The 26,545-nt window shown below is 59.4% G+C and carries 18 protein-coding genes and 1 pseudogene; 9 read left to right on the top strand and 10 right to left on the bottom strand.

Annotation, left to right across the window (positions count from 1 at the left end; genetic code table 11):
- Positions 1-71: 71 nt before the first annotated feature.
- Genes bamD through ligA form a run of 3 tightly spaced genes read left to right on the top strand, consistent with a single transcriptional unit; the run spans position 72 to position 4,737 of the window.
- Positions 72-905: an outer membrane protein assembly factor BamD gene (gene bamD / locus GC131_08195; protein ID MBI1274048.1), complete on the top strand. Its 834-nt coding sequence runs from the start codon at positions 72-74 to the stop codon at positions 903-905.
- 26 nt (positions 906-931) lie between these two features.
- Positions 932-2,623, top strand: a complete 1,692-nt coding sequence (gene recN / locus GC131_08190; GenBank protein MBI1274047.1) for a DNA repair protein RecN — start codon at positions 932-934, stop codon at positions 2,621-2,623.
- The gene (gene ligA, locus GC131_08185; protein ID MBI1274046.1) at positions 2,623-4,737 is read left to right on the top strand and encodes an NAD-dependent DNA ligase LigA; all 2,115 of its coding nucleotides are present in this window, start codon (positions 2,623-2,625) and stop codon (positions 4,735-4,737) included. The genes recN and ligA overlap by 1 nt, the downstream gene beginning before the upstream one ends.
- On the opposite strand, the gene GC131_08180 is transcribed toward ligA, so the two are convergent.
- Together GC131_08180 and GC131_08175 are read right to left on the bottom strand one after the other, a co-directional pair.
- A complete protein-coding gene (locus tag GC131_08180; GenBank protein MBI1274045.1) occupies positions 4,730-6,556 on the bottom strand; it encodes a M24 family metallopeptidase in 1,827 nt (608 codons plus the stop codon). The two genes, ligA and GC131_08180, sit on opposite strands and share 8 nt — an antisense overlap.
- Positions 6,557-6,563: 7 nt before the next feature.
- Complete coding sequence (locus tag GC131_08175) at positions 6,564-7,457, bottom strand: methyltransferase (GenBank protein MBI1274044.1); 894 nt, start codon at positions 7,455-7,457, stop codon at positions 6,564-6,566.
- 265 nt (positions 7,458-7,722) lie between these two features.
- Between GC131_08175 and GC131_08170 the strand changes: the two genes are divergently transcribed.
- Positions 7,723-8,442, top strand: coding sequence for a hypothetical protein (locus GC131_08170; GenBank protein MBI1274043.1), 720 nt, complete (start codon positions 7,723-7,725; stop codon positions 8,440-8,442).
- Positions 8,423-10,105 (top strand): hypothetical protein, encoded by a 1,683-nt coding sequence (locus tag GC131_08165; GenBank protein ID MBI1274042.1) that lies wholly within the window; start codon positions 8,423-8,425, stop codon positions 10,103-10,105. Before GC131_08170 ends, GC131_08165 begins: the two co-directional genes overlap by 20 nt.
- Positions 10,106-10,130: 25 nt before the next feature.
- On the opposite strand, the gene GC131_08160 is transcribed toward GC131_08165, so the two are convergent.
- The 6 genes and pseudogenes from GC131_08160 to GC131_08135 all read right to left on the bottom strand — a co-directional run bounded on the left by GC131_08160 (position 10,131) and on the right by GC131_08135 (position 16,725).
- Positions 10,131-12,401, bottom strand: a complete 2,271-nt coding sequence (locus GC131_08160) for an AAA family ATPase (protein ID MBI1274041.1) — start codon at positions 12,399-12,401, stop codon at positions 10,131-10,133.
- A 48-nt stretch (positions 12,402-12,449) separates the two neighbouring features.
- Positions 12,450-13,535, bottom strand: coding sequence for a diguanylate cyclase (locus GC131_08155; GenBank protein MBI1274040.1), 1,086 nt, complete (start codon positions 13,533-13,535; stop codon positions 12,450-12,452).
- A 150-nt stretch (positions 13,536-13,685) separates the two neighbouring features.
- A complete protein-coding gene (locus GC131_08150) occupies positions 13,686-15,269 on the bottom strand; it encodes a 2-isopropylmalate synthase (protein ID MBI1274039.1) in 1,584 nt (527 codons plus the stop codon).
- A 136-nt stretch (positions 15,270-15,405) separates the two neighbouring features.
- Positions 15,406-15,588 carry a hypothetical protein gene (locus GC131_08145; protein ID MBI1274038.1) on the bottom strand — a complete coding sequence of 61 codons (183 nt, stop codon included), beginning with the start codon at positions 15,586-15,588 and terminating at the stop codon, positions 15,406-15,408.
- A 197-nt stretch (positions 15,589-15,785) separates the two neighbouring features.
- Complete coding sequence (locus GC131_08140; GenBank protein MBI1274037.1) at positions 15,786-16,019, bottom strand: hypothetical protein; 234 nt, start codon at positions 16,017-16,019, stop codon at positions 15,786-15,788.
- A gap of 334 nt (positions 16,020-16,353) precedes the next feature.
- Positions 16,354-16,725, bottom strand: a pseudogene (locus tag GC131_08135) (IS1595 family transposase).
- A 228-nt stretch (positions 16,726-16,953) separates the two neighbouring features.
- Here GC131_08135 and recA point away from each other — a divergent pair.
- From recA to GC131_08115, 4 genes are all read left to right on the top strand, one after another.
- Positions 16,954-18,027 carry a recombinase RecA gene (gene recA / locus GC131_08130; protein MBI1274036.1) on the top strand — a complete coding sequence of 358 codons (1,074 nt, stop codon included), beginning with the start codon at positions 16,954-16,956 and terminating at the stop codon, positions 18,025-18,027.
- 108 nt (positions 18,028-18,135) lie between these two features.
- Positions 18,136-19,008, top strand: coding sequence for a branched-chain amino acid aminotransferase (locus GC131_08125; protein MBI1274035.1), 873 nt, complete (start codon positions 18,136-18,138; stop codon positions 19,006-19,008).
- Positions 19,009-19,199: 191 nt separating this feature from the next.
- Positions 19,200-22,094, top strand: coding sequence for a DotA/TraY family protein (locus tag GC131_08120; GenBank protein MBI1274034.1), 2,895 nt, complete (start codon positions 19,200-19,202; stop codon positions 22,092-22,094).
- A gap of 147 nt (positions 22,095-22,241) precedes the next feature.
- Positions 22,242-23,918, top strand: coding sequence for a hypothetical protein (locus tag GC131_08115; GenBank protein MBI1274033.1), 1,677 nt, complete (start codon positions 22,242-22,244; stop codon positions 23,916-23,918).
- On the opposite strand, the gene GC131_08110 is transcribed toward GC131_08115, so the two are convergent.
- Both GC131_08110 and GC131_08105 read right to left on the bottom strand, forming a co-directional pair.
- A complete protein-coding gene (locus GC131_08110) occupies positions 23,915-25,150 on the bottom strand; it encodes an insulinase family protein (GenBank protein MBI1274032.1) in 1,236 nt (411 codons plus the stop codon). The genes GC131_08115 and GC131_08110 overlap by 4 nt on opposite strands.
- Positions 25,151-26,542 carry a threonine synthase gene (locus GC131_08105; GenBank protein ID MBI1274031.1) on the bottom strand — a complete coding sequence of 464 codons (1,392 nt, stop codon included), beginning with the start codon at positions 26,540-26,542 and terminating at the stop codon, positions 25,151-25,153. It abuts the gene before it with no gap.
- Between the last annotated feature and the right edge of the window lie 3 nt (positions 26,543-26,545).

Here is a 26,545-nt window from a genome sequence, read left to right as displayed (position 1 = left end):
CTTTCATACCCGCCAAGCGCCTGTGCTATAACCGAATCAACCCGCCGACAGGCCTGTTGACCGAGTGTGCCATGCGTTTTTACCCTTCCCGCAAAGCCCTTCCCCTGCTGCTTCCCGCGCTGCTGTTGCCGGCATTTTTGCTGCTTGCCGGCTGTTCGGGCGACAAGGAAAAAACCTTCGTCGAAAAACCGGCGGAAGAGCTGTACGAAGAAGCCGTCGCCGCATTGCAGGAAAAGGAATACAAAAACGCCGTTACGGCCTTCGAGGAAGTGGAGCGTCAGCATCCCTATTCCGTCTGGGCTACGCGCGCACAAATCATGGCAGCCTTTTCCCAATATCAGCAGCTTGATTACGATGGCGCCGTCGCCACGCTCGATCGCTTCATTCAACTGCATCCCGGCAACGCGCAAATATCCTACGCCTATTACCTGCGGGCGCTGTGCTTCTATGAACGCATCCCCGATGTGCACCGCGACCAAACCTTCACCCGCAACACCGAACGCGCCCTGCGCGACGTGATCAGCCGCTACCCCGATACCGCCTATGCCCGGGACGCGGTGATCAAGCTTTCGCTGGTCTATGACCAGATTGCGGGCGCGGAAATGGAAGTGGGCCGCTATTACCTTGGCCGCCACCTGTATCAATCCGCGCTCGGCCGTTTCCAGCTTGTGGTGCGCGATTACCAGACAACCAGCCACGCGGCCGAAGCGCTGCACCGGCTGGTTGAATGCTACCTCGCACTCGGCATCAACAAGGAAGCGCAGGCGATCGCCGCCGTGCTCGGATACAATTTCCCCGGCAGCGAATGGTACGAAAACAGCTATGACCTGCTTGAAGGGCGCAATCTCGCGCCGAAGGAAAACGAGGATTCCTGGATCGGCAAGGTCTGGAAAAAGGTATTTTAGACGCTTGATATGAAGGAGCGCGTTTGATGCTCACCCGGCTCGCCATCAACGATGTCGTGCTGATCGATAAGCTGGCGCTTGATCTGCGCCCGGGGCTGTGCGCCTTCACGGGCGAAACCGGCGCGGGTAAATCCATCCTGCTTGATGCGCTCGGGCTCGCGCTCGGGCGGCGCAGCGATGCCGCTTTCGTACGGCAAGGCTGCGCGCAGGCCGCCGTCACCGCCGCTTTCGATCTGCCGCGCGCACATGCGGCCAACGGGCTGCTTGAAGAGCAGGGCCTGCCGGTCGAAGATGAACTGCTGCTGCGCCGCGTGGTCGGGCAGGACGGCAAAAGCCGCGCCTTCGTCAACGACCAGCCCGCCAGCATCGCCTTCCTGCGCCTGCTCGGCGAATATCTGGTCGAAATTCACGGGCAGTTCGAAACCCACGGCTTGCTTGATCCCGCCACGCATCGCGTGTTGCTTGATGCTTTCGGTAAATGCGCCGCGCAGGCGGCAAAGGTTGCGCAAACCTTCGGCGTCTGGCGCGATGCGCTTGATGCGCACGAACAGGCCGCCGCCGATATCCAGCGCGCGCGGGAAGAAGAGGCGTTTTTGCGCGCCGCGGTAACCGAGCTGGACCGGCTCGCGCCGCAGCAGGGCGAGGCCGAAATCCTCACCGCACGCCGCACACGTTTGCAGAACGCCGAGAAAATCACCGAAGCACTGCAACACGCCGCGCAAGCGCTTGAAAGCGAGCAAGGCGCGGAAGCGCGGCTGAACGAGGCTTCGCGCAGCATCGCCCGCATAACGGACAAGGCGGGCGAACCCGCCGCCGCGCTGCTCGCAACGCTCGATCGCGCGGGCAATGAGCTGGCCGAGGCGCTGCAGCAGCTCGAGCGGCTGATGCGCGATGCCGATCTCGATCCCGATACCCTGAACGAGGTGGAAGAGCGCCTGTTTGCGCTGCGCGCCTGCGCCCGCAAGCATAACGCGCCGGTCGATGACCTTGGGCGGGTGCGGGATGATCTCGCGGCGCGGCTCGAACGGCTTGAGCATGACGGCGATATCCTCGCCGCGCTCGCAAAAAAAGCCGCAGCCGCCCGCCACGCGTTCGAACAGGAAGCGCGCACGCTATCCCGCCAGCGCAGCAAGGCCGCGCGCGAACTGCAGGAACTTGTGGCGGCCGAACTTTCCCCGCTCAAGCTCGAACGTGCCAAATTATATGTGGAATTGCAGGAACTGCCTGAAGCGCAGTGGAATGCGGGCGGCACCGATAAAATATTGTTCCTCGCTTCCACCAATCCGGGCACTGCGCCCGGCCCGCTGCACAAAATCGCTTCGGGCGGTGAACTGGCGCGCTTCATGCTCGCGCTCAAGGTCGTGCTGGCGGAGGCCGACCCCATCCCCACGCTGGTGTTCGATGAAGTCGATACCGGCATCGGTGGCGCCACCGCTACGGCGGTGGGCGAAAGGCTTGCGCGGCTGGCCCGGCAAGTACAGGTTTTGGTCGTAACCCACAGCCCGCAGGTTGCCGCCAAGGCCGGGGCTCATTACCGCGTCAGCAAGGCTGTGCGCGGCGGCGCGGCCTTTACCGCCGTCACTTTGCTTGATGACGACAAAAGGCGTGAAGAAATTGCGCGCATGCTGGCCGGCGCCGCCGTCACCGATGCCGCCCGCGCGGCAGCCGACAGCCTGATCGGCGGCGATGCGTCGCCGCGCAAACGGGCGCGAAACTGATGGCGAAGAAATCCGCCAAGGCTAAGCCGGACGCACTTTCTCCCGCCGAAGCCGGGGCCGAAATGGCGCGGCTGGCCAATGAAATCGAGCGGCACGATAAGCTCTATCACGGCAAGGACGCGCCGGAAATTTCCGATGCCGCCTACGATAAGCTGCGCGCTTCCTATAAGGCCTTGCATGAAGAATACCCGCATCTTGCGCCGCCGAACGATCCGGAAGCCCGCGTCGGCGCCGCCCCCGCCGCCGCTTTCGGCAAGGTCGCGCACAGCGTACCCATGCTTTCGCTATCCAACGCCTTCACGGCCGAGGATATTACGGATTTTGTGGAGCGGGTCCGCCGCTTTCTGAATTTGCCCGAAGACGCCGCGCTCGCTTTCATGGCCGAACCCAAGATCGACGGGCTTTCGGTTTCGCTGCGCTACGAAGACGGCGCGCTGGTGCAGGGCACGACGCGCGGCGATGGCGCTGTGGGCGAAAACATTACCGCCAACCTGAAAACCGTTTCCGCCATCCCGCACAGGCTGAAAAAGCCTTTCCCGAAGGTGGCGGAGGTGCGTGGCGAAGCCTTTATGACGCGCGCGGATTTTCTTGAAATGAACCGGCAGCGCGCCGCATGGAACGCGGCCAACCCCGATCGCAAGCCGCTCGAACCCTTCGCAAACCCGCGCAATGCGGCGGCAGGCGGCCTGCGCCAGCTCGACCCCGGCGTTACGGCTTCGCGCCCGCTTGGTTTCTTTGCCTATGCTTTCGGCGAACTTTCCGAACCCGTAGGCAAAACGCAGCAGGAATTGCGCGCGCGCCTTTTGCAATGGGGTTTTACGCTCAACGAACCCGCGCGGTTATGCGAAGGCGCAGCGGCGCTGATGAAATATTACAGCGAGCTGGAAGGCAAGCGCGCCGCCCTGCCCTTCGATATCGATGGCGTGGTCTATAAGGTCGATGATCTGGCGTTGCAGCAGCGGCTCGGTTTCGTCAGCCGCGCGCCGCGCTGGGCCGTGGCCCATAAATTCGCGGCCGAACAGGCCGAAACGCTGCTCAAGGCCATCACCATACAGGTCGGGCGCACCGGCGCGCTTACGCCGGTGGCGGAACTGGAGCCCGTGAATGTCGGCGGCGTGACCGTCAGCCGCGCCACCTTGCATAACGAAGATGAAATTACCCGCAAGGATATCCGCGTGGGCGATACCGTGCGCGTGCAGCGCGCGGGCGACGTAATCCCGCAGGTGCTGGGCGCCAACGAAGCCAGGCCGCGCGGGCCGGAAAAGTTCAAATTCCCGACCCATTGCCCCGAATGCGGCAGCAGCGCGGTGCGGGAGGAAGGCGAGGTCGTGCGCCGCTGCACCGGCGGGCTTGTTTGCCCGGCGCAGGCGATCGAACGGCTGCGCCATTTCGTCAGCCGCGATGCCTTTAATATCGAAGGGCTGGGGGCCGAGATCATCGAAACATTCGTGGCCGAAGGGCTGGTCAAGGCCCCGGCCGATATTTTCCGCCTGCGCGGCAAGCGTGAAAAGATCGCGGGGCGCAAGATCGGCAAGAAATCGTGGCAGGAAAAATCGGTCGATAACCTGATGGCGGCGATCGAGGCGCGACGCGCCATCCCGCTTGAAAAATTTATCTTCGCGCTCGGTATCCGGCAGGTGGGCGAGGCCACGGCCAAGCTGCTCGCACGTCGCTACGGCTCGCTGGCCGCATGGCGCGCAGCCATGACCGCAGCGGGCGATGAAAATTCGGAAGCCTGGAGCGCGCCGACCAACATCGATCAGATCGGCCCTTCTGTCGCGCACGATATCGCCGAATTTTTTGCCGAAAAACACAATCGCAACGTGCTGGATGACCTGGCACGCGAAATCACGGTGGCGGACGCCGCCGCCCCGGCCGCCGGCAACGGGCCATTTGCGGGCAAAACCGTGGTTTTCACCGGCACGCTCGCGCATATGGGCCGCAGCGAAGCAAAAGCGAAGGCCGAAAGCCTCGGCGCGCATGTCGCGGGTTCGGTTTCCGCGAAAACCGATTTCGTCGTGGCCGGGGAAGATGCGGGCAGCAAGGCCAAAAAGGCCGCCGCGCTCGGCATCAAGGTTCTGAGCGAGGATGAATGGCTCGCGCTGATTAAATAGCCGCCGTCGCTGCTGCCAGCCACTTTGCCGCATCGCCCTCAAGCTGCGGGCCGATGGCTTCAAAGACTTGGCGATGATAGGCGTTCAGCCATTCTTTCTCAGCCCGCGTCAGCATCCCGAGGGCGATCAAGCGGCGGTCGATGGGCGCGAGCGTCAACGGTTCAAACCCAAGCACGGGCAGCTCCCCGCCCGCCAGCGTTTCCGGCCCCGTCACAAGCTGCAGGTTTTCGATGCGTATGCCGTAATGCCCGGCCTTGTAATAGCCGGGCTCGTTTGAAAGCACCATGCCGGGGCGCAACGGCGTCACTTCGCGGCCGATGCGGCGGGCGATGTTCTGCGGCCCTTCATGCACGCCAAGATAGCACCCGACGCCATGCCCCGTGCCATGGTTGTAATCCACGCCCGTGGCCCAAAGATATTGCCGCGCCAGCGCATCAAGTTCCTGCCCCACGGTGCCGACCGGGAAACGAATAGCCGCGAGCGCAATATGCCCCTTCAAAACGCGCGTGAAACGGTCGCGCATTTCTTCGCCCGGCTCGTCGCCCGGCGCAGCGATAAAAACCGTGCGCGTTACGTCCGTGGTGCCGTCAAGATATTGCCCGCCGCTATCCACCAGATAAAGTGTGCCCGGCTCCAGCTTGCGCGCGGTTTCGGCGGTGGTGCGATAATGCACAATCGCGCCGTTCGGCCCCGCGCCCGAAATGGTATCAAAGCTTGTGCCGCGGAAATGTTCGCCGTTTGCGCGAAAATCCAGCAGCGTTTTCTCGGCGTCAAGCTCGCTGATCTGCCCGGCAGCGGCATTCGTATCGATCCAGTGCAGGAATTTGCAAAGCGCCGCGCCGTCACGCCGGTGCGCCGCGCGCATGCCCGCGATCTCGGTTTCGTTCTTGCAGGCGCGCGGCAGTTCGCATAAATCCGGACCGCGATCGATACGCGCGCCCGCGGCGCGCAGGCGCTCCACGATCCAGCTCGCGCTGCCCTGCGGGTCGATCCGCACCGCCGCCTTCTGCGCGCCCAGCTCATCGAGCTTGGCGGCGAAGCTTTCGGGCGCATTGATCCGCACCTCCGCGCCCAGCGCGGTGTTCACGCCATCCGCCAGCTTGCGGGGGCTGACGAACCAATCCACGCTGGCGTCCCTGTGCAAAATAGCGAAACTGAGCGGCAGCGGCGTGTGCGGCACATCGGCGCCGCGCACGTTCAAAAGCCAGGCGACCGAGGCCGGGTCGGTGATCACGGCAGCGGCAAGCCGGCCGCGCTCCATTTCCGCCGCAAGCATGCTGCGTTTTTCGGCCGGGGCCACGCCCGCGAACTGCTGCGGGTGCACGGCAATCGGCGCGGCGGTCGGCGGCGGGCGGTCCTTCCAGATGGCATCGACCGGGTTTTTCTCGGTCGCCGCAAGATAGGCGTCGGCCTTCACCGCCGCCATGCGATAACGCTCGACCGTCGCGGCGGTATGCAACCAAGGGTCATAGCCCAGCTTGTTGCCTTCTTTTAAATTCTGCCGGATCCAGTCCGACGGCGGCGTCTGCAAGCTATCATGCTGCTCGAACAGCCCATGCGGCAATTGCCGCGCGGCCTGCAACGTATAGCGCCCGTCGGTAAAAAAAGCGGCCTTCTGTTTCATGACAATCAGCATCCCGGCCGAGCCGGTGAAACCCGTCATAAATTCGATGCGCCGGGCCGAAGGCGGCACATATTCGTTCATATATTCGTCCGTCATCGGCACGATAAAGCCGTCAAGTCCGCCTTCCGCCAGAACGGCGCGCAGCGCCTGCAAACGGGCAGCGTAATCGGAAGTGCCGGGTTTCTTTTCGCTCATGCGCGCATTATGCCCGGCTTGCCCGCCGCAGCACAAGCACCGCCCAGTCACCGCCTATGCCGGCGGAACGCCAGCGCGCAGCGCAGGCAAGCCCCTGCGCCCGGTGCGCCGCCAGCACCATGTTTTCCTGCGCCGTCAACAGGCCGGAAAGAATGGCCGTGCCGCCGGGCACGAGGTTTGCGCGCAAATCCTTCGCCATCAACGCCAGCGGGCGGGCAAATATGTTGGCGAGGATAAGGTCATATGGCCCGCCCGCCCGCACGCCCGGCGCGCGGTAGCCATCGCCGTGCGCCACACGCACATAACCTTGCAGATGATTGGCGCGCGCATTATGCCGCGCCATGCGGACGGATTCGCGCTCGCAATCGACCGCCAGCACAGGCCGCCGTGCCAGCCGCGCGACCGCCAGCGCAAGAATGCCGGAGCCGCACCCGATATCGAGCGTACGGCGCGGCTTGCCGCGCTTCAGAACGTTTTGCAAAGCCAGAAGGCAACCGAATGTCGTCGGGTGTTCGCCGGTGCCGAAGGCAGTCGCGGCTTCGATCAAAAGCGCGGGCCGGTGAGGCGGCACGCGCGCGCGGTCAGCGCCGCAATGGATCGTCAACCGCCCGGCGGGCAGCGGCGGGTGTTCGCGCGCCACCTTCGCCAGCCAATCGGTTTGCGGCACGCGCTCGATCACGATCGGCGGCGCCTTCGCGCCGCACGTGGCCGCGATCACCGAAAGCCTTGCGGCAAAATCCGCTTTTGCGGGCAGGTAATCGAACAGCGCTTCAAGCATGGCAATATGCGTGCGCGGTTCATGCACGCTGGTGGTCGCAAGCGCCTCGTCCGCCAGCGCCGCTTCAATTGCTGTTGCGGCGGCTGGCGTGGTGCGAACGGCAAGGCGGTAAAGCGGGGGCATAAGGTTTTCTCTGGAAAAAGCGCGGATTCGGGCTGCTCGAACCAAAAACAGCCCTTTCCCTCACACGCTCATTTCAGCACAAAAATACAAACAAAAACAGTATGTTATGATCATGCTTTTATGGTTAGCAACTATTGAAAATAATGAAATAGAAATCTTATATGGTATAATTCCCAAGCAGTTAACGTTATTTATGGCAGTCAGCGGCGCCCGGGCCGGGCTAGGCGCTGGCTGTATTTTTTATTGATAGAACAGAAGCGATTTTATGAGCGCAGTAGCTTTTGATGAAACGAGAGAAACGGGCAGCGAACCGCGCACCGGTTGGGGCACGCTGTTTCGCGGCGCCGGCGCATGGCTGACCGCGCATCGTGGAACCATCATCAAGGTTGCACTATTGGCAGCCGCTATCACGCTTTTGATGTTGACCGGCGGCGCGCTGGCGGCGGTGCATAGTGCTGGCGTCGCAGCGGTCATGAGCAACGCGCCAGCGGCCTTAATGCTTGGCATGTTTGGTACACTAATTCTCGGATCAGGCCTCATGGCCGTTCGTCAGGGGCGGGAAAACCATCTGGCCACCGCTGGAAGCGCCCCGCTACGCAGGTTCCACGCAGAACCCGCAGTTACCATCAAAGCGACCCCGGATCCGCAAATACAGCCCATCGTTGAACAAGAACCTCAGCGGTCGCTTGCATGGCGAAACGGCTGGACGTGGATGATGGGCCCTGCTGAACGCGCCACATACAACAATGACGCCCGGGTCGCGGACATGGTGCGCGAACTCAAGGTTAGATATTACGAAGAACAAATTCTTCCCAGAGCCGCCGCCGCGGGAACCATGGATAGTTCTGCATTCGGCAGCCTGCATGAAGATGTGCTTGCCGCTCCGCCTGCATCAGGAAACCTCGTTGTTGCGCCCGTAGCATTGACGAATGACGCAGGAAAACCGTTGAAGGGCATGGCGCTGCTTGAAGCGCGCGCGCAATGAATTTGCGGCATGGCAGCAGGAACGCTTCGCGCGCGGCCAAGAAACCAGGGCTATGGTCGATCAAGCTGCCGTAACCGCAGGCGACAGAGTTGTGGATTACAGCGCCGCTGCCGCAACGCCCGACGAAAAACCCGGGAGCGCGCCGCCAACAGAACTCGCCGCCGGCTTCGCGGCCTTTGGCGATCCGCTTGTCACAGAAGCAGCAAAACCGCCGGCTGATGCGCAGGTCGAACAAACCGCGATACCGGATATGGCCAAGCCCATCCCGCGCGACCGCGCGCTGGTCGTGCTTGATGGCCGCCGTGCGCTCGCGCCATTCCGTGCGCAAGATCCGCAAGCCATCGGCGCGGCGGAACAAGTCGCGGGCGATAAAGTTGTTGCGCAAGGCCACGATGCGCCGGTGCAGGGCATCGACATAACCGCAGGCAGCCCGCCCCCCATTCCGGAAGCGGCCGAACATCCAACAGGCGGCCTGCCCGCGCTTGTCGGCGTTCCGGTGCTGAAAGCCCAGCTAGCCGAGCCCAACAGCGATGGCGTTAGCGTCCGGGTCATTGATGCAGACGTAAAAGTGATCAAGGGCCGCAATCTCGGCGCCCGGCTTGGCACGTTCGCGATGGACAGCACCCCCTATCTCCGCGCCGTGCTACCCACTATGGCCGTCAGCATGGCTGTCGGCATGGGCATCAGAACGGCGTTCCACCTTGGGGCTCTCGCCATGCTTGGCACCACGCTCACCAGCCTGCCTGCGCTTATGGCGGTTGGCGCCGTGGCCGGCGTGGGCATCGCGCTGGTCAAACACTTTATTTTCGATAAGCGTCAGGGCAATTTGCTGGCCAAGCTTGGCGTGGGCGCCCTGTCTGGCGCCGCGGGCGGCGCAATTGGTTTTGGCATTGCCGAAACGCTCGATAGCGTCATCCATCATAGCGCGCAAATCGCGGTCGATCAGGTTGGCGCGCAGGTTTCCGGCCCCGATGTTCCGTTGCACGCCAATGTGGCGCCGGGCGATCTCACGGGCGGCGTCAATGATGCTTTACCTCCGGCCGATCTGCAGGCGGGCGCGCAGGGCGTTGGACCGCAAATTGATGCGGCAGCGCCCGTTGATGCAACAACATCGCTTGGCGCTGAAACGCTGGCACAGGGCGCTTCCGGCTTCAGCCCCGAAGCGCTGGCGCACATTAACGCCTTGCCGGAAGGATCGGTCCGTGATGCGCTGCTGGCTGGCCCCGGCACCACGCCCGATGAAGCTCTGCGCTTCATGGCGGCGGCGAAGGAAGCTTCGTTCTCGCTGATCAACCACCCGGCGGTCACGGCCAGCGGCGCTGAATACTTTACCTTCGGCAGCCCCGAAGATCTGCGCGCCGGCAACAGCCTGATCGACCAGGCATTGCAAGCCGCGCGGGATGCCGGTGTCCCCGCCGACAATCCCGTGCTGCAGCAGCTGCAAGCCGACAAGGCTTACATCCTTTCGCTGAACAATGTCGGCGAAACCGGCGTGAACCGCTTCGGCGTGGCACAGAATATTTCCGGCACGGGCGGCACGCCCGCCGCCCCGGCGGAAGGCAGCGCGCTGTGGTACGCGGCGCCTGAACGTTCGGGCAACGCCATCAACGATTTCGGCAGCCGCCTGCTCCGGTTGTTCGGCATCACCCCGGCACCGCGCTAACGGGCACAGCCACCGGCGGGCAACTTTAGCTTGCGCCCCTGACGAATTCGGCCAAAACTTTCTTCACGCCCGCCTTGTCGAAAGCGATTTCCAGCTTGCCGTGGTCATAGCGCTTGATGGTGCCGTGGCCGAATTTTTCATGGAACACGCGCGCGCCGGGCTGGAAGGCGAAATCGGCGTCTTCCTGCACCACATCGTAATCCACATCAATGATATCGCGCGGCGCGCGGACGGGCGGGCGTGAAAGCCGTGCGGGCTTGCCGCCCATCTGTTTCTGCATCTGCTGCCATAGCGGTGCGGCGCGTTCGCGCCGCCCGTAATTTTCGCCGCCGCCAAAAGCGGCACGGCCCGCAAGCGCATGCATCTGCACATGATCCGAAGGCAATTCGGCGATAAAGCGCGAAGGAATGGCATTGATCCAGCTGCCGAACATGTTGCGGCTGGCAACGAAGCTGATGCAGGCCCGCTGCCGCGCGCGCGTGATGCCGACGTAAGCGAGCCGCCGCTCTTCTTCCAGCCCGGCATTACCGTTTTCTTCAAGCGTTCTGCGGCTCGGGAAAATTTCTTCCTCCCAGCCGGGTAGAAACACGTGATCGAATTCGAGCCCCTTGGCACCATGCAAGGTCATAATGCTGACCTGGTCCGCGCCCGCCTGCTCGGTTTGTTCAAGCACAAGGCTGACATGCTCAAGGAATGCGGGCAGCGTATCGAATTCCGCCATCGCGCTCACAAGTTCCTTCAGATTCTCGAGCCGCCCGGGCGCTTCGGGCGATTTATCGGCTTGCCACATCGCCGTATAGCCGCTTTCATCGAGCGCGATTTGCGCCACTTCGGTATGCGGCAGCGTTTCCAGCAAGCCGCGCCAGCGTGCAAAACCGGCCAGAAGCTCGCGCAGGCTGGCACGCAATTTGGGCTTCAGCTCGTCGGTTTCGCAAAGGCGCAAAGCGGCTTCAGCCAGCGGGATGCGCGCTTCGCGCGACGCCATATGCAGCTGCTGCATCGCGGCGGGGCCGATGCCGCGCTTGGGCACGTTGATGATGCGCTCGAACGCGAGATCGTCCGCGGGGCTGTTGATCAGGCGCATATAAGCCATCGCGTCACGGATTTCGGCGCGTTCATAGAAACGCGCGCCCACCAGCACGCGGTAAGGGATACCGAGCGTCATAAAGCGTTCTTCGAACGATCGCGTCTGGAAACCGGCGCGCACCATCACGGCCATGTCGGCCAGCGCGACGCGGCGGCGTTGCAACGTTTCGATTTCCTCCGCCACCCAGCGCGCTTCTTCCTCGCCGTCCCACAGGCCGCGCACCAGAACCTTGTCGCCCTGTTCGGCCGCCGTCCACAGCGTTTTACCGAGCCGGGCGCGGTTATGCGTGATCAGCCCGGCGGCGGCGCCAAGGATATGGCCGGTAGAACGGTAGTTTTCCTCAAGCCGCACCACCTTGGCGCCCGGGAAATCCTCCTCGAACCGTAAAATATTGCCGATCTCGGCGCCGCGCCACCCATAGATGGATTGGTCTTCGTCGCCCACCACGCAAATATTGTTGTGCCCCTGCGCCAGCAACCGCAGCCACAGATATTGCGCCACGTTGGTATCCTGATATTCGTCAACCAGAAGGTAGCGAAAACGGTTGTGATAGCCTAGCAGAATATCCGGGTTTTCCTGCAGCAAGGTAAGCTGGTGCATCATCAGATCGCCGAAGTCGCAAGCGTTCAGCGTCCGCAACCTTTCCTGATACAAATGATAAATCTTCAAAATCTTGCCGTTCGCCATCTCGCCCGGCTTCTCGTTCACGCGCTCCGGCGGCAAGCCCCGGTCTTTCCAGCGCTCGATCACACTCAGCACCATGCGCGCGGGCGATTTCTTTTCATCGATATTCTCGGCCTGCAGCAATTGCTTGATCAGCCGCAGCTGATCGTCGGTATCCAGAATGGTGAAATCGGGCCGAAGGCCGACACGTTCGGCATGCGGGCGCAGTAGCCGCGCCGCCAGCGCATGAAAGGTGCCCAGATACCAACCCTCGGTCGAACGGCCGAGCATGGCCGAAACCCGCTCCCGCACTTCGCGCGCCGCCTTGTTGGTGAAAGTGACGGCCATGATCTGCCCCGGCACCGCGCGGCCTGTATATAAAAGCCATGCCAGCCGCGCGGTCAGCACACGCGTCTTTCCGGTGCCCGCGCCGGCCAGTACAAGCACGGGCCCATCCTGCGCCAGCACGGCATCGCGCTGCGCGGCGTTGAGCGTGCGCATGAAATCGGGTTCGCTGGCTTGAACGGGTAGAGCCGCTTCGGTCATAGGATTAAATAAACCGGGAAGCGCAAAAGGGCAAGAACGAAAGGGGAACTATTCCTTTGTTTCGGTCAGTCCCGGCGTCGCAACTTCCTCATGTTCCGCCTGGGGCTCATCCGCGCCGCGGGGCAACGGTGCAATCATCACCTTGTTGCGGCCGGTTTGCTTGGCCTTGTACAGCGCGCCGTCGGCGCGCTCGACCATCACGGTCGCCGGCTCGCCGCCCACATACTGCGTCACGCCGATCGAAAGCGTGATGGTTCCGAGCGATTCGTTGCTTGGTTTGCGGGTGATCTTCTTGGTGCCCACGGTCACGCGCAGCTGGTCGGCCACGCGCCCGGCCGCTTCAAGCGGCGTGGCGGGTAACATGATCGCGAATTCCTCTCCGCCATAACGGCAGATCACGTCGCGGCCCTTCACGTTTTCCGTCAACGTATGGCCGACAAGGCGCAAGACCTGGTCGCCCACAAGATGTCCGTGCGTATCGTTGAACTTCTTGAAGTAATCGATATCGATCATCAGCAGGCAAAGCGATTCGTGCGTTTCGGTCGCTTCGGCGGTCAGGCGGGCGATTTCGTCCTGGAAGAATTTGCGATTGCCGACCTTGGTCAGCGCGTCGATCAGCGATTCCTGCCGCACCTTGTCAAGGTTGGTGCGCATCTCCGCCATTTGCTCGGTCGATTCCGAAAGCTGTTTTTGCAGCTTCACATTCTGGTCGGAAATCACCTTGGTTTCCGTGGCGACGCGCTTCACCACCGCACGCAGCTGGTCGATGCTGCGCGGCGCCTGCAGTTCGCCGGAAAAGTTGGTCAGGGTTTTGTCGAAACTTCTGGTGCCGGTATTGGCCTGGTCCAGAAGGCTCATGACCTTGCGCAGCTCAACGTCCAGCGCGGTATTGGTTTCTTCCAGCACCTGCTGTTCTTTTTCCATACCCAGATGGGCGGTGTACAAATCGCCGCACTGTTCCTGGCTGAGACTGCCGTGGCGGGCCGTCAGCTTGTCGATCGCCTGGTTCAGCCCGGGCATCCGCCCGCTGTAATAGGCAAAAAACAGCGAATAGTTTTCGGGTGTCGGTTGCAGCTCTTCCTGCTCCAATCGCGCGACGGTCGCGCGCGCCCATTCAAACTGTTTTTCTTTCATGTGTTCAACCGGTTGATTCACGTGAAGGCCTGACAGAAATTAAAAACAGCGATGGATTGGCTGGATGGATGAGGAATCCCGACCCCAACATTAACGCGCGCACGTTAACGAAGTGTTATCAAGGCGTTAATACTGCGATAAAGATGGTGTTCAGGCGCTCGCGGCCGCCATGGCGGGCGGCTCGGTGCGCTGGCGCTTGACCGAAAGCTTGTTGACCGCATGCACATAGGCGCGTGCCGATGCCACCAGCGTATCGTGGTCGGCGCCCTGCCCGTTCACGGTGCGACCGCCTTCTTCAAGCCGCACGGAAACTTCCGCCTGCGCATCGGTGCCTTCTGTCACGGCACCGACTTGATAAAGCAAAAGCTTGCCTTTGTGCGGCATCAACTCGGTGATGGCGTTGAAGATCGCGTCCACCGGGCCGTTGCCGGTCGCCTTCGCGGTCTTCAGCGTGCCTTCGACCTCAAGCTCGATTGTAGCCTGCTGCGGGCCCTTGCTGCCCGCACGCACTTCAAGCCCGACAAATTTTACCTTGTCATATTCGCGCGCGACTTCGTCGTCCACCAGCGCGATAATATCTTCGTCCCAGATATCGCGCTTGCCGTCCGCGAGCGCCTTGAAGCGCCGGAACGCTTCTTCAAGCGCGTTGTCGCCAAGATCGTAGCCAAGATCCTTCAACTTGGTGCGGAAAGCGTTGCGGCCGGAAAGCTTGCCGAGCTTGAGCGAAGAACGGCTGAGCCCGACCGATTCCGGCGTCATGATTTCATAGGTCTGGCTGTTCTTGATCATGCCGTCCTGATGAATTCCGCTTTCATGGGCGAAAGCATTGGTGCCCACGATCGCCTTGTTCGGCTGCACCACGAAACCGGTGATCGAGGAAACGAGCCGCGATGTTTTGGTGATCAGCTCGGTCTTGATGCCGGTGGTATAAGGCATGGCGTCGCTGCGCGTGCGCAGCGCCATCACAACCTCCTCAAGCGCGGTGTTGCCTGCGCGCTCGCCAAGCCCGTTGATGGTGCATTCGATCTGCCGCGCGCCGGAAATCACCGCCGAAAGCGCGTTGGCAACCGCGAGCCCGAGATCGTTGTGGCAATGCGTCGATATCACGGCCTTGTCGATGTTCGGCACGCGATCGACCAGCATCTTGATCAAGGCGGCATATTCCTGCGGCACGGTGTAGCCTACCGTGTCGGGAATGTTGATGGTGGTGGCGCCGGCCTTGATCGCGGCCTCGACGCAGCGGCACAGAAAATCATGCTCGGTGCGCGTGCCGTCTTCGGGCGACCATTCCACGTCATCGGTAAAGCGGCGGGCATAGGTGACGCTTTCCCACACCTTTTCCAGGACCTTGTCCGGCTCCATCTGCAACTTATGCTTCATATGCAGCGGCGAGGTGCTGATGAAGGTATGAATGCGGCCGCTGGCGGCAGGCTTGATCGCCTCGGCGGCGCGTTCGATATCGGTGCGGTTGGCGCGCGCAAGCCCGCAAACGGTCGCTTGCTTCGTCTGCTTGGCGATAGCGTTCACGGCTTCGAAATCGCCGGGGCTGGCGATGGGAAAACCGGCTTCAATCACATCCACGCCCAGATCTTCGAGCGCGGCGGCAATGCGCAGCTTTTCATCAAGGTTCATGGAAGCGCCGGGGGATTGTTCCCCGTCGCGCAAGGTGGTGTCGAAAATAATAACGCGGTTGCCGTCCTGTGCCGCCGTAATCTCCGGTTCCTTGTCGTTCATGGCCACCCGATCTTTCATGAAAATACGCCGCTCTGCCCGGGGCTTTTGCCGTCGGGTAGAGCTATGCTCGTTATTTGTAATTATTCCAGATAGGGGCCCGCGAAAGCAACCGCCAAAAACGGTTGTTTTTCATAGACTAATTGGCCGCACGCGCGCCGAAGCTGGCGTCGTTGAGGCGCGTGATCGCAAGTTGCAACCGCTCGTCCTCCGTCATCGTTGCACCTATTTCGCCCTTCAGGCGCGCGAGTTTCTCGATAATGACCAGCATGTCAAAGGCGCCTTCCGGCCCATAGCGCTGGACAAGGTAATCATACGTCATTGGTGCCCCTCCCCCGTAATCACAGGCCCTACCGCAGTTAATTACTTACTAAAATATGTACTTTCCCGAACCTTGCCTCAGATTGATTAACAGGCCGTTAAGACGAAATACCCATGTGCCTCCAATACAACAAATAATCCTGCGGAAGAAAAAGAACAAAAATCCCAATTATATACTTGACAAACCACAGTCTGTATTTAGGGGGTTTTGCTGGTCTTAACCTTTTTAAGCCCTCGATCTATTACGAACCACAGAATTAAGGGGATTATGGCCCTTCCCATCAGTCTAGACGGGTCATCAAATGGGCCGAACTGTAATAGCTGCCTGCCTTTTTCCGCCCAGAAATCGGAGCCATCTACAACAGGCATCATAACCTGACTAAGCCAGAGATATAACCAAACGGCAGCATTGATGATGCGGGCTGTTTTCATTTTTTCACCTTTTTTGGTTTGGGCTTCGGCTTGGCTTTGGCCACACGATTGAGCTGCATGGCGAACACGGCTTCGGATTCATCGCAGCCAGATTTCTGGGCTGCCTCAATAAACTTTCTGCCCTGCGCTTTAAGCTTCTTCATTTTGTGACAAGGCGAAGCTTGGGCTGCGCCACGCTCGGCTTTTCAATGATAAGTGGAGGGTTGCCGATCTTACCGCTTTTATTCAGCAGTCCGACATCGAAAGTGTGAAAGCGCACCAATCCGGCTTCTAAAGCCGAGGCAACGTGCAAAGAGTCTTTGGCCTCGATGCCGCTATCCCAAACCAAATCTCTGGCTAAGCGGATACGATGCGCTAAAAACCACGCGCTCTTGTAAGTGATTTCCAAAACACGGTGCAGTTGATGGGCGCTAAAGCCCTTCTTGCTGGACGTAAGCAAGAAAACCGCTTGCAACATTTTATGCAGCGGAATATGAGCACTCTCGAACACGGTATTTACGCGCACAGTGAATTGCTTGCGGCAATGACCGCACTTCTTGAGGCCCGGACGTACCCGGCCCTTCTTGTCCTTAACACCCTCTAGGACGTAGATACGCTCGTGCTGGCCGCAGTGCGGGCAGACGGGGCCATTAGGCCACAAAATGCTTTCCAAGTGCTGGAAGGCCGCTTTTTCTTTGTGGAAAAAGTCCTTATTTAACAGGCTCATAGTGGTAACTCCGTTGTTTCTACCCCCATACTACCAGTAGCGTTGGGTTTGTCAAGTATATAATTGGGACAAAAATAGAACTTGCATACGGTACGAATCCGGCATAAAAGAACAAAACAGAAACACTTCCATGCTGTCGCAGCCGCGCCGGCCCTGCTAAAGACAAAGGAGGAACCAATGCCCGCCCCCGCCCGTAGCCCCAAACTGCAAGTGGTCAAGGAACAAGCCATGCAATCTTCCCCCCGCGATAACGCAGAACGCCAAAAGGCGCTCGATGCCGCGCTGGGGCAGATCGAGCGTGCCTTCGGCAAGGGCTCTGTCATGAAGCTGGGCGATGACCGCGCGACGGAAACCGAAACCATCTCCACCGGCTCGCTCGGGCTTGATATCGGCCTTGGCATCGGCGGCCTGCCGCGCGGACGCATCATTGAAATCTACGGCCCGGAAAGCTCCGGTAAAACCACTCTCGCCTTGCATGTTCTGGCACAAGCCCAAAAAGCTGGCGGCACCTGCGCCTTCATCGATGCCGAACACGCGCTCGACCCGGCCTATGCCCGCAAGCTTGGTGTCAATGTCGATGAGCTGCTGATCTCGCAGCCCGATGCCGGCGAACAGGCGCTCGAAATTACCGATACGCTGGTCCGCTCCGGCGCGATCGATGTTCTGGTGGTAGATTCGGTCGCCGCGCTGGTGCCGCGCGCCGAACTTGAAGGCGAAATGGGCGACAGCCACATGGGCCTGCACGCCCGGCTCATGAGCCAGGCGCTGCGCAAACTCACGGGCTCGATCTCCCGCTCGCGCTGCATGGTCATTTTCATCAATCAGATACGCATGAAAATCGGCGTCATGTTTGGCAACCCCGAAACCACGACCGGCGGCAACGCGCTTAAGTTCTACGCCTCGGTCCGCATGGATATCCGCCGTATTGGCGCCATCAAGAACGGTGATACCGTCGTCGGCAACCAGACGCGGGTGAAGATCGTCAAAAACAAAATGGCGCCTCCCTTCCGCGTGGTCGAATTCGATATCATGTACGGCGAAGGCATATCCAAGCTCGGCGAACTGCTCGATCTCGGCCTGCAAGCCGGCGTGGTCGAAAAATCGGGCGCCTGGTTTTCCTATGACGGCACCCGCATAGGTCAGGGCCGCGAAAACGCCAAGCAGTATTTGCGCGAAAATACGGAAGCCGCCGAAGCGATTGAGGCCAAGGTGCGCGAAAATGCCGGGCTCGTCGCCAACGTCATGATGGTCGGCCCCGAAAACGGAGAAGAAGGCGGCGAACAGGGCGGCGGCGAAGAGTAATCCGCCGCTCCGTCCCCTCGCCCAGGCACCGACAGCGGCGCTGGCATTTCCCGGCAGGCCTTGGCATAATCCCCCGAAAGACAGGGAAAAACGGGGGGACGATAAGAAATGGCTTTGCAACCTTTCGGCGATCGCGACGGCTATATCTGGTACAATGGCAGCCTGATGCCGTGGCGGGAAGCCAACTTCCACGTCCTTTCTCACGGCCTGCATTACGCTTCCTGCGTTTTTGAAGGCGAGCGCGCCTATGGCGGCAAAATCTTCAAGATGCGCGAACACAGCGACCGGTTGATCAATTCCGGTAAAATTCTTGGCTTCGATATCCCCTATACCGCCGATCAGCTCGATGCCGCCAAGATGGAAGTTGTGAAAGCCAACAATCTTGTCGATTGCTATGTCCGCCCCGTGTCATGGCGCGGGGGCGAACAGATGGGCGTTTCGGCCCCCCTCACCAAGATCCACACCGCCATCGCTGCGTGGGAATGGCCTTCCTATTTTTCGCCCGAAATCAAGGCGAACGGCATTAAGCTGACGCAGGGCCGCTGGGCACGCCCTGCCCCCAACACCGCGCCGGTCCATGCCAAGGCTTCCGGCCTCTATATGATCTGCACCGTCGGCAAATCGGAAGCGGAAGCCAAAGGCTTCCATGATTGCCTGATGCTCGATTACCGCGGCAATGTGGCCGAGGCCACGGGCGCGAACTTCTTTATGCTGCAGGCGGGCAAACTGCACACACCCACGCCCGATTGTTTCCTGAACGGCATCACCCGCCAAACCGTGATCGAACTTGCGGGCCTGCGCCAGATCCCGGTCGTCGAGCGCTTTATCAAACCGGATGAGCTGAAGGATGCGGAAGAAATCTTCGTCACCGGCACGGCGGCCGAAATCACGCCGGTCGGCCAGATAGACGATCTGAGCTTCAAAGTCGGCCCCACGACCCGGCAACTGATGGAAGATTACGCAAAATTGGTAAGGGCCTAGGTATTTTTCCCGCACACCGGAAGCCGCATCGCGCTAACGCCCGCCAATGCTTAAAACTTTCTTAAAATACTCCTAAAGCACTATTAAACGCTTGTTAACCGCCCTCTGTTCCAATGGATATATAGGTAGAAGAAGGATTCGCAGGCGTTCAATGGTTCCGGGCTGGCCCACAGGGCGCTCAGGCACCTGATATGCATGCGGTTTTTGGTTTTCGGATGACGATAACTAAGGTGCGGGTGATGGGATCTCAAGGCTGGCAGCGCGACGACGAAAATCGGCAAAACGCCGCCACGAACGATTCCGGCCATGAGCACGCCCACAAGAAGCCGGGCGTGAAGCAGACGTTGAATTTTCTTTTCAACCCCGAATTTGGGAAAAGCGTAACCCCGCTCAAGGGCGCGGGCAACATGTTCACGCATATGCTCGCGCTTGTGTTCTCTCAGCACGGGTTGTTTCCACGTAATCATCCCGGCCTTGCGATCGATGCACGCCTGAGCCTCTCCGAAGTTATCGGCACCGCATGGCAAAGCCTGCGCTGGAGCAAGGATAATGTTCCGCAAATATTCCTGTTTTTCTCGATCACCGGCTTTCTCGTATTCGCCACGCTGACCCTTATCTTTATGCTGCTTGGCATGCTGACAGGCACGGCGCACGCCGCCGAGGGCGATGGTGGTGGCGGCTTCTTCGAATTCGCATCCGACGATATCAGCAAACAGATGATCGATTATCTGTTCTTTGCACAAGGCAGCAGCGCATTCCCCGCCAACCCCGCCCTGCAAACGGCGGTGCGCAGCATGTTCGGCTTTTATTCCAGCGCTATGCTGGTTTTTGCTGCCTTTATCCTGCTCTACATCCTCGTATCCATGGTCGCGGAAACGGCGCATCATGGCGTCGTCATGGGCAAACGCGCCAGCCAAATATGGGCGCCCGTTCGTCTTGTCATAGCCGTCGGCATGTTGGTCCCGCTTGGCGGCACACTCAGTTCCGGCCAATTAATCGTACTCCAGGTCGCCAGCTGGGGTGCGGGGCTCGGCAGCCAGGTATGGAATATAGCCATCGAAGGCTTGCGCTCGATGCAATTTCAGATAAGAGGCCCCGACCAGATCAGAGGCTACGGCGCGCTAGTGCGCGGTATGGTTGAAAACTATGCCTGTTGGCACGCATATGACGTAGCGCTGGAAGCAGGCGCGGCGGGTGGCGGACTTGACGCATCGTTCTTTGAAACTTCCGCAATCACCGAACAACCAACCTTAAACGGCAATGGTATGATGTTCGGGAACCGTCAGGCGCGCGGGTTCCAGATGTGCGGCGGCTATGAATTGCCTGCGACGCCCGCTGGTGCGGGCAGTGAGAACGCAGGCGGGAATGCCGTCCGCGCATTCATTGACAGCAGCCGCTCGACCTTCACGGAGTCTCTCGGACTTCAAGGGGATTTTGGCACGCTGGCCGAGAAAATAGTCAAGGCATACCATCCTGATATCCCGGCCGATGAGCGAGGTGAGGTTCCGGGCAATGGGCAAGATGGTGAGAATGAATTTATGGATCTGGTTGTTTCGTACCAGCAAAAGGTTAATCAGGCCACGACACAAGCCTTTCAGGCTCAGCAGGCCGATATCATGAGCACTCTGCTCGATGAAGCCAGTGCCAAAGGCTGGGCAGGCGCAGGGCGTTTCCTTTACGACCTATCGGTAACACAAAACACCATCCTCGATGTCAGCAGCCAGGCCTTACCAAAGGCAATCAAGGCATCTCTTATGTACACGCCAAGCGATGGGTGGGTGGAAAGCAGCGCTCGTGGCTTTGCCCACTGGTGGGAAAGACTTACAGGCGATGATGCGGCAGACAGCCGCGCTGATAGCCGCGACGCCATATTCAGACAAGTAACCACGATAAACGGGGATGTACAGCAATGGCTGACGGCCGCCTCCACCCTTGGCCCAACAAGGACGGCCGGGGAAATATTGGCTAATGCAGGACAAGGTGTTTCTGATTTTGTAACAGGCTCTATTGATTATTTGAATGAACACGGCAGTCAGGTCGTTGACGGCATCCTCAACGAAATGGGTGATATGGTTGGTGACTTTGGTGGCTATGTCACCAGCAAGGGCATTGCCACCGGCTTCTGGGCATTTGATACGATACTTTGGATAGCGGAAAAGGCTTTCTCCTATGCCGGCGTATGGGATGGAAACGGCAACCTGGGCCTCAGCATCGAACAAGGAAACACAAATCCCTTTATGGAGCTGATTGCGCTTGGCCAAAAGTGGATCCATGCCAATATGGGCATCGCTGGCCTTGGCATAATGTGTAACCTTATTCCTTATTGCCCGAACGGTGGCGGCATGTTGCTGATATGGGCCGGTCTCATTGGCATGACCCCGGGTATTTTTATTGCCTTTATGTTGCCACTGCTGCCATTTATAAAGTTTTTCTTTCTTGTCATTACATGGATCATAGGCGTGTTTGAAGCTGTGCTTATGATCCCCATTATGGCCATCGCACATCTTAGCCCCGAAGGCGAAGGCCTGCCTGGCAAGTATGCCGAACATTCGTACTTTCTTATTCTCAATGTGTTTTTGCGCCCAGTGCTGATGGTATTCGGCCTTGTGGCAGGCCTTCTTATCTTTGGCGTATCCATTTCCCTGCTCAACAGCCTGTTTTTGGGTGCAACTACGGGAACGGGTTCAGGCGCAATTGGGTCAACAACGCTTTCAAAAATTATGTTCACCGTGATTTATATGACCTTGGCCTACACAGCAGCCAACAGTGCATTCAAGTGTATCGACTTCTTCCCCTCGCAGGCTCTGCTTTGGGTCAGCAAATCCGCAGTCACACAGAGAACCGGCGACCCCGGTGTTATGGAGAAAGTGGTCAGCGGTGCTGGCGCACTCGCACTTGTGGGTCTTGCTAAAGGCACACCCGCTATTGGCGGTGGCGGGGCGGCAGCGGCTGGTGGTGGTGGTGGCGATAGCGGAGGCGGTCGGAGCGCAGGCAGCCTCAGGGAAGGCGAAGATCGTGGCCCAAGAACGCGCGACGCCATTGCCAAGGGAGACGGTGATCCAAATACCGAATCCACAAAAACCTAAATTACAAGAAAGGTTCTATGTATTTGATACAGCTTGATTTATTGTATCGGTCCATTATTTTCACCACTTTGTGGTAAATTCATTTGTGATATTTCGTGTAGTTGCATGCGCAGGCAAAATTAACCAACTTTTTTACGTGATGAATAGATGAAAGCTATATTGAGACTTTTCCGAAGAGGCATTGGCCTAGTAGGCGGCATCATTATGGTGCCGGTCCGGCTTGCTATTGGCGCGACAGCTAAGCGACCGTATATTGTGCCGCTCATTCCCATTGCACTTCTGCTCTTCTTCCCAGCCGGCAGTCTGATTGCCATGTTGGGGCAGGCGGGTGCATTGGCACTGACCACTCGATGGGTAGGACGCACCCTTGGCAATGCCGTCGATAAAATGCTTGGCGGCAGTATCTTCGGAAAAACAGGGGGCCGGTTGGGCCTTGGCATTGGGTTATCCATCCTTATGCTTTCTCCCTATGGGATTGCGCTTAGGGCAGGTATAGCCGCCAAGTTTGGTGCTATTTTCTCAGGTCTCGGCCTAACAATGCCGTCATTAGGCACTTTGGGCGCTGCCGGCGGCACAGGCGGTCTCCTTGGCACCGCAACAGGGGTTTTGGGAACCGCCTTCTCACTTCTACTGACCGCGGCACCTTGGTTGATCGGCGGTGCATTGATTTTACACTTTGGACCGAGAACACTAAGATTTCTTCATCGTCACCTTTTCATGTCCCGCAAGGACCGTGAGAAGACTATCAGGAATATGAAGAACCAGAAGCTGGACCGCCAAAAGCGCCGCGACCTTGCCAATAAACTGGCGCTTGAATCAGAACCGCAAGATCCCAACAAAACGCGTCTGATAGCCCTGATGAAAATTGCCGGCGTTGGTATTTGTGCCGCCGCTGTTCCGCTTGGTGCTGGCGCGGTCGCCTACTTCGCTTTAGTTGGTGCTCTCGGCACCGGTATGGGTGCGGCCATATTGGCAGGGGTTATAGGCACAGCACTTGGGGTTGCGCTCGGCTATGCAATTCTGCGTTTTGGCGGGTCACATTTAAAGAACTTCATAAATGGTGCATGGAAAGCCGCGAATGAGCAAAGCAATGGCGAACAAATTGCCGCCGGGGTTTCAGCGCCATCGGAACAGGAGCTGAGGAACCTCAAGGGCGAAGAATGGTTTAAGAAGAACGGTGAAACTCATCGAACAGCTAGCCAGATAGCTGACGAGTGGGCGAATAAATGGAAACAACCAAACACACCTATTACGAATGTTACGCGCAATGGCGACACAGTTACCATAGAGATGCGCGATAGTTCTGGGCGGGACATGACGATTACCGATGGCCCGAATGGCATGACCATTCAAAGCCATTCAAGCAACGGGGTTCCTCCGGATGAAGTTGTCAAAATGCTGATCGACCGTGCCGACAAAGATTTTGGCGGCGTAGTCAAGTTCACGGAGGGAATGAACGAAGCCACCAAGTATGCCCTGTATTCTGAATGCATGAAGCGCGGTGGCGATAAATACCATTTCATCGGCCTAGATCAGGATATGGAAAATAAGTTCCGCGAGCGTTTTGCGAACGAGCAGAAGGCCAAAGACGAAATGACCGCTAAAACTTCTTTGTTCGGTATGGCCTCGCGCTGGACAACCGGACGAAGCAATGGCGAGACTGTTTACAAAAGAACCATGTATGGGTTTATGTTAAATGCGTTATACAACATACCCTTTATCGGCGGTGCTACGTGGGGCGGCAAACTCGGTCTTGGTGAGCGGGTTGAAAAACCGAAAGGCCTGCGCGTTGTACCACAAGCACAACCTGCCCCAACCGGCTAACCCCCAACCGGCCCCAGCGTCACCATCGTTTGTTTTTCCGCCTGCGTGAAGCGCGCGGCGGCGGCGCGCACATCATCCACGCTTACGCTCTCTATCTTCGCCAAACGTTCGCTCAGCGGCACGGGCTGGCCGTAGGTCAGCATCTGGTGCGCCAGCTGGTCGCAGCGCGTCTGGCTGCTTTCCTGGCTCATCAGGATGCCCGCGCGCATCTGCGCCTTGGCGCGGGCCAGCTCTTCGGGCGTGATGCCGCCTGCCCCTGTCTTTGCGGCCTTGCCAAGCTCGTCCCGCAGCACATCCGTCAGCTCGGCTTCCCGCGCGGGGTCGGTGCCCGCATAAACCGTCACCATGCCGGTATCGGCCCATGCCTGATTGAAGGCACTGATGGTATAGGCAAGTCCGCGCTTTTCGCGCACTTCCTGAAACAGCCTCGATGACATCCCCCCGCCCAGAACGGCCATCAGCGTTTTGACCGCATGGTAATCCGGGTCATGGAAACCGGCGCCGGGAAAAGCCATGGTCAGGTGCAATTGCTCCAGCTTGCGCGTTTCCTTCACCTGCCCCGCGCGATAGGCGGCAGGGGCAAGCCTGGGCGCTTTGCCGCGCGGCAGGCTGCCGAGATGTTCTTCGGCCAAGGCCACAAGCGCCGCATGGCCGATTTTTCCGGCGGCAATAAGCATCATATTGCCGGCAACATAATGATCTTTCACGTATTTCATAAGCGTTTCACGTGAAACATCACGCACGGTTTCGGCGGTGCCCAATATGGGGCGGCCGAGATTATGGCCGGGATAGGCCGAAGCCTGCAGAATATCGAAGATGTAATCGTCCGGCGTATCGAACGTTTGGCCGATCTCCTGCACGATCACTTCGCGTTCGCGTGCCAATTCGTCGGGCGGAAAAGTGGCGGCTTTCACCATGTCGGAAAGAATATCGCAACCGAGCCCCGCATCTTCGGGCAGAACGCGGCAATGGTAGGCGGTTTCTTCGCGCGTCGTGTAGGCGTTGAGATAGCCGCCCACATCTTCCATTTCGGCCGATATGCGAAAGGCATCGCGCCGTTCGGTACCCTTGAATAGCATATGTTCGACGACATGCGCGATGCCGTTGGCGTTTTCCGGCTCGTTGCGCGTGCCAACCCCGGCCCAGATACCGAGCGCAACGCTTTCGCTTTCCGCCATCGTATCGCTGGCGACGCGCAGGCCGTTCGGCAGCGTGGTGACTTGTACCGCCATCTAGGCCCGGCTTTCTATATAATCGGCCACCGCCTTGGTATCGGGCGGCAGGGTGATGGCGCGTTCCGCCTTTTGATCGAGCCCCTCGAGATGCGGCGAGGATGGCGGTTCGCGGCCCAGCGCGCGGCGGATCGTTTCCGGGAACTTGGCGGGGTGCGCGGTCGCAAGATGGATAATGGGCACCGGCAGCTCCGCCGCGAGCTTTTTGCCCACCGCGACACCGACTGCGGTGTGCGGATCAACCACGTAATCGTGGCGCTTGTACACATCGGCGATCGCGACCAGCGTTTCTTCATCGTCCAGCGAGGCGGAGGTGAAATATTGCCGCGCCATACCGAGCTGTTGCGGCGTAATCGCGAGGCCTTGCGGTGTCTTTATTGTTTCCACCAGCGCACAAAGCTTGGCGTGATCGCGGCCGCACAAATCGAACAAAAGACGTTCAAGGTTGCTGGGAAGCTGGATATCCATGCTGGGGCTAAGCGTGCTGACGGGGGCCTGTGGCACGATTTTACCGCTTGTAAAAAAACGGTTCACGGCATCGTTGCTGTTGGTAGCGGCCGCAAGCTTGGCGATGGGCAGGCCCATTTGCCCTGCGGCGTAGGCTGCGAACATGCTGCCGAAATTCCCCGTCGGCACCACGAAGCTTACCGCGCGTTCCGGCGCGCCCGCACGCAGCGCGCCATAAAAATAATAGACCACCTGCGCCATGATGCGTGCCCAGTTGATGGAATTGACGGCGGTGAAGTTATGCTTTGCGTTCAGCGCCTTGTCGGCAAACAGATTCTTCACGATAGCCTGGCAATCATCGAAGCTGCCGTCGATCGCAAGCGCGTGCACGTTGTTCGCGTTCACGGTCGTCATCTGGCGGCGTTGCACTTCGCTTGGCCCTACCTTGGGAAACAGAACAAAGATGGAAAGATTTTCGCAGCCCGCGCAGCCGGCGATGGCAGCCGGGCCGGTATCGCCGGAAGTGGCGCCGATCACGGTTGCGCGGCGTTCGCTTTTCTTCAAAAACACATCGAACAAACGGCCAAGGAATTGCAGCGCAACATCCTTGAAGGCCAGCGTAGGGCCGTGGAACAGTTCGAGCACCATGTGGTTTTCGTCGCCCAGCGGCACGAGCGGGGTCACGGCATCGGTATCGAAGCATTCATACGCCGCCGCGATCAGCCACTTCAGTTCGTGCAGCGTCAGCGTATCGCCAACCAACGGCTGCATGATACGCAGCGCGAGATAGGAATAGGGAAGATCGCGCATGCCTTCGAGATCGGCCTGCGAGAAAACCGGCATTCTGGCGGGCAGATACAGCCCGCCATCGGGCGCAAGCCCGTTCAGAACTGCGCCGGAAAAATCGACGGCAGGCGATTGCCCGCGGGTGCTTATATATTCCATCGC

Source organism: Alphaproteobacteria bacterium (assembly GCA_016124955.1).
Lineage (GTDB): Bacteria > Pseudomonadota > Alphaproteobacteria > UBA9219 > RFNS01 > RI-461.
Note: the sequence above shows the minus strand (reverse complement) of the source record. Positions and strands in the feature narration are given on the sequence as shown.